4 protein-coding genes and 1 tRNA gene are annotated in these 4749 nt (G+C 55.9%); all 5 read right to left on the reverse strand.

Translation table 11 applies throughout. The features are described from left to right. Positions 1 to 5 precede the first annotated feature (5 nt). The 5 genes from BDE01S_RS08465 to BDE01S_RS08485 all read right to left on the reverse strand — a co-directional run bounded on the left by BDE01S_RS08465 (position 6) and on the right by BDE01S_RS08485 (position 4437). Positions 6 to 81: transfer RNA gene (locus tag BDE01S_RS08465), tRNA-Val, on the reverse strand. A 341-nt stretch (positions 82 to 422) separates the two neighbouring features. Further along, positions 423 to 641, reverse strand: a complete 219-nt coding sequence (locus tag BDE01S_RS08470; protein WP_066080158.1) for a SlyX family protein — start codon at positions 639 to 641, stop codon at positions 423 to 425. After that, positions 641 to 2023, reverse strand: a complete 1383-nt coding sequence (locus BDE01S_RS08475) for a Na+/H+ antiporter family protein (RefSeq protein WP_066080161.1) — start codon at positions 2021 to 2023, stop codon at positions 641 to 643. Before BDE01S_RS08475 ends, BDE01S_RS08470 begins: the two co-directional genes overlap by 1 nt. Before the next feature lie 370 nt (positions 2024 to 2393). Continuing rightward, complete coding sequence (gene coaBC, locus BDE01S_RS08480) at positions 2394 to 3581, reverse strand: bifunctional phosphopantothenoylcysteine decarboxylase/phosphopantothenate--cysteine ligase CoaBC (protein WP_066080167.1); 1188 nt, start codon at positions 3579 to 3581, stop codon at positions 2394 to 2396. A 142-nt stretch (positions 3582 to 3723) separates the two neighbouring features. Then, entirely contained in the window at positions 3724 to 4437 is a 714-nt protein-coding gene (locus BDE01S_RS08485; RefSeq protein ID WP_066080164.1) for a phosphoglycolate phosphatase, read from the reverse strand. Positions 4438 to 4749 lie beyond the last annotated feature (312 nt).

The raw sequence follows: 4749 nt of genomic DNA on the forward strand, positions 1-4749 counted from the left end.
AAACTTGGTGGGTGATGACGGAGTCGAACCGCCGACATTCTGCTTGTAAGGCAGACGCTCTACCAACTGAGCTAATCACCCGTGTCGTCACAAAACTGTGAAGCGGCTATTAAACCAAAATTTAAGCTGCGATGCAAGCATTGTTTGGCGGAAAAGCGGAATTGTTTTGCAAGATAATGTTTTTAAGGTGAATTTATTGTTGCGGTAAACCGGTTGCTTGGGCAGCTTCAAGCGGTGTTTGCGGCAGGGGGAGCGCAGCGGACTTGCGTAGCTAATGACGGCATTTGAAGATTTTGCTTTTCCTCAAATCAAATATAGATGCATTCGTTCCAAATCCGGCATGTTTGTTTTTTAGGAATTTAACGATAAGAAGCAGCAAAAAGCCGTCTGAATTTCAGACGGCTTTGGTGTATCAATCACGATTAATAATGCGGCGGAATTTCATCGCGCAGGCTGTAGGGCTCTGCGCCGCCTTGCGAGCCTTTGTCGTTGATGCGCTGGTAGAGCAGACGCAGCTGGCCTTGCTGCAAATCCAATTCCTGCTGCATTTTGGCCAACGTGCTGCTCAGGCTGTCGATTAAATCGGCCTGCAGAGCCGTCTGAATTTCCAGCTCGGTGATGCGGTTTTCCAAGTCTTCCATTACAGCACCATGGCGGCAATCCAGCCGGATGCCATCAGCGGGAGGTTGTAGTGGATAAAGGTCGGAATCACGGAATCGTAAATATGGTCGTGCTGCCCGTCGGCGTTCAGACCCATGGTCGGGCCGAGCGTGGAGTCGGAGGCGGGCGAACCGGCATCACCCAATGCGCCTGCCGTGCCGATAATGGCGACGGTTGCCAGCGGGGAGAAGCCCAGTGCGATACACAAAGGTACATAAATGGCGGTGATAATCGGCAGGGTGGAGAACGACGAGCCGATGCCCATGGTCACCAGCAGGCCGACCAGCAGCATGGCAAACGCCGCCATGCCTTTGCTGCCGCCGAAGATGGCCATGCTGCCTTCGACCAGCGGCTGGATGTCGCCGGTGGCTTTCATCACTGCGGCGAAACCCTGTGCGGCAATCATGATAAAGCCGACCATCGCCATCATGCGGATGCCGGCGCCGAATACGTCGTTGGCTTCGCTGCGTTTCACCACGCCCAAAGTCATGAACACGGCAAAACCGAGCATCGCGCCCAGCAGCAGCGCATCATTGTAAATTAGTTGAATGGCAAAGCAGACGGCAATAGCAACGGCGGCCACCAGGCTACGGTAGGAAGAGGGCTGCGGCTGCGCTTCGGAAGCCTGATTGCTCTCGGTGTCGATTTGGTTGTTGCTGTAAATGCGCGGTTTGCGGTAGTGGAAAAACGCCAAAATCAGGCCGGCCACCATGCCCAGCGCGGGAATGCCCATTGCCTGCATCACATTGATATTCTGCGTATCCATACCGGCCGACTGAATATTGCTCAGTAGAATTTCATGCAGGAAAATCGCGCCGAAGCCGTAGGGCAGATACATATAAGTGGTCACCAGGCCGAAGGTAATCACGCAGGCAATCAGGCGGCGGTCCACCTGCAGGCGGTTGAATACCAGCAGCAGCGGCGGAATAATCATCGGAATAAAGGCGATATGGATGGGCACGACATTTTGGCTCATGATGCCCATCACTAAAATCACCAGCAGCAAGCCCCATTTGACCGAGCCGATGCCGCTGTTGACATGGTCGGATACGCCGCCTTTATTGAGCTTGCGTACCACCGAACCCGCCAGCTGCTGCGGCAGGCCGGAGTGGGTGATGGCCATGGCGAATGCGCCGAGCATGGCGTAGGAAAGGGCGATTTTCGCGCCGCCGGCCAAGCCGTTTTGGAAGACGGTGATGATGCCCTCCTGCGCCGGTGCGCCACCCGCTGCGGCCACATCCGCCAGCGGCATACCCGCAATCAGGCCGCCGACAAACGCGCCGATAACCAAACTGAGTACCACGTGTACCCGCGCCAGCGACAAGGCCAGCATTATGACTACTGCAATTACAACGGCATTCATGCCTGTGCTCCGTTTCAGCCGCATACAGGCGCGGCTTGTTATTTAAAGAAAAAAGAAAAATTTGAAGCTGTAATCTAACACAAATTTACAAGCAGGGGCAAATGCCGCAGCCATGCTGCCTGTTTTCAGACGGCATGGGGCGGATAAAACCGTGAACAAAGCGGCTTCCAAACCGAAACGCCGTCCGCAAACGCTTGAGCCGCCTGTTTGCTGCCGAAATGCGCCGTGCTATAAAAAAGCCGTTTTTCAGACGGCTTTTTTTTGGATGCAGGTATCTGCCTCGAAGGGATTAGCACTACAGTTGTCATGCAAACCGGCCGGCAGCCGTTGAACCTATTGCAACAGACCGACCGGATGGTGCGCCCGATGTTTACGCGCCAAGCAGCTCGGCCAGGCGGGCAACGATTTGTGCGGCGGCCTGCGGCTTGCTGCTTTCGGGAAACGCGGTTTCCTGCTGCGCGTCGATAATCGTAATCTGATTGGTGGGTTTGCCCATTGCCAGCGATACCTGATTGGCGACCAGCATCGGGATGTTTTTTTTCAAACGCTTGGCGCGGGCGTATTCCAGCACGTTGTCGCTTTCGGCGGCAAAGCCCACGCAGAAAGGCGGCTGCGGCAGGGCGGCGACGGATGCCAGAATATCGGGGTTTTCCGCCAGTTCAATCTGCGGCGGCTGCCCTGTTCCGTCTTTTTTCAATTTTCGGCTGCTGCTGTTTTTCACCTTGTAATCGGCCACCGCAGCTACGGCGATAAACACGTCTTGCGCTGCGATATGCCGGTGTACCGCGCGATACATGGCTTCCGCGCTGACCGCCTGCTCCGTGTGCACCAGGCCGGGCGGCAAAGCCGTCTGAATTTGGCCGTATATCAGCGTCACTTCCGCGCCCGCAGCACGGCAGGCACGCGCCAGCGCCATGCCCATCTGACCGCTGGAAATATTGGTGATACCGCGCACCGGATCGATGGCTTCAAAAGTCGCACCCGCAGTCAGCAGGATTTTTTTGCCGCGTAAAGGCTTGGGCGACCATACGTCGGGCAGCAAATCGGCCAACTCAGCCGCCTCCGGCATCCGCCCGATTCCGGTTTCCCCGCAGGCCTGCTCGCCGCTGGCCGGCTGGAACACGGTAATGCCGTCTGCAATCAGGCGTTCGATATTGCGCAGATTGGCCGGGTTGTGCCACATTTCCACATTCATGGCAGGCGCGACTGCCAGCGGGCATTTGCGCGCCGCCGCCAGATTGGTGAGCAGATTGTCGGCAATGCCGTTGGCGATTTTGGCCAGCGTATTGGCGCTGGCGGGCGCAATCAGAAAAACATCGGCCGCGCGGGTGAGATTGATATGCGCCATACCGTTGCCGCCGCCCAGCCCGTCGTGGGTATCGGTCAAAACCGGATTGCCGCTCAAAGCCTGAAACGTCAGCGGCGACACAAATTCTGCTGCCGCGCGGCTCATGGCAACGGTTACCTCATGCCCCTGCTTTTTCAGCAGGCGCACCAGTTCGCAGGATTTATATGCCGCAATGCCGCCGCTGACGCCCAGTAAAATATGCTTGCTCATGATAAAAGATATAGAAAAAGAATGCGGCAAATATAGCATGAAAAGGCGGTAGCATGGGCATGGAAAAAGCCGTCTGAAAAATGCCTTGCGCCATTAAGCGGAGCAGGGCATTTTTTCAGACGGCTTTTTTAGTTTGGGGCGTTTAGTTTTCGTCTTGCGCTTTTTGCGGCTGCAGGTTTTCGTAAATTTCCGGCAGCTTGCCGATCAGCCAATCCGGTTTGGTGGCTTGATCTTGCGAGAGCAGGGTCATGTCGCCGTAGCCGAAGGTGACGCCCACGCTCAGGCAGCCGGCGGCTTTGGCGGCGAGAATGTCGTTTTTGGAGTCGCCCACCATCAGCATATTGGCGTGGTCTATGCCCAATACTTCGGCGGCGTGCACCAGCGGCAGGGGGCTGGGTTTTTTCTCGGGCAGGCTGTCGCCGCCGAGAATCAGGCTGAAGTAGTCGGCCAGGCCGAGCTGTTTCAATAATTCGACGGCGAGGATTTCGGTTTTGTTGGTGATGACAACCAGCGGGATGCCCAGGCTTTTGAGCAGGCCTAAGCCGGCTTCGGTTTCGGGATAGGGGCGGGTGAAGTCGCTCAAATGCGCGCGGTAGTATTGCATGAAGAAGACAAAGCCTTTTTCCCACAGGGCTTCGTCGGCAAGGGTGTCGCGTTCGTTGGTGATGACGCGGTGTACGAGGGTGCCGATGCCGTCGCCGACGTAGCTTTCGACAACTTTTTCGGGCAGGGGCTGCAGGCCGAGATGTTCGCGCATGGCGGCGGCGGCGGCGGCCAAGTCGGGAATGGAATCGCAGAGCGTGCCGTCTAAATCAAAGGCAACGGCTTGAACGTGTTCGATGGCGGGGCGGGTCATATCGGCTCCTCTGGCTGTAAACGGGAAAGGTTGGATTTTATAGTGAATTCCAAGAAAAAATCTACAGCGGCGGCTGCGCTTTACTTACAAGAGCGTGAGCCAACGCCTTAGCAGAAGTAACCCTTCGACTATCGCATTGATTGGGGGCGGGGTAAGCAGTAGGCCGTCTGAAAAAATCGGGTTTTTCAGACGTGTGTAAGAAATTCCAGCGTTGTTTACACTTTTCACTTTCCGGATGTAGACCAAATTAGCAGATTTTATGGGTTGTCAAGAATGCCGCAAGGCACGGCAAAGCCGCATGGTTCTTGATAA

Source organism: Bergeriella denitrificans NBRC 102155 (assembly GCF_001592185.1).
In the GTDB taxonomy this organism is placed as follows: Bacteria; Pseudomonadota; Gammaproteobacteria; order Burkholderiales; family Neisseriaceae; genus Neisseria; species Neisseria denitrificans.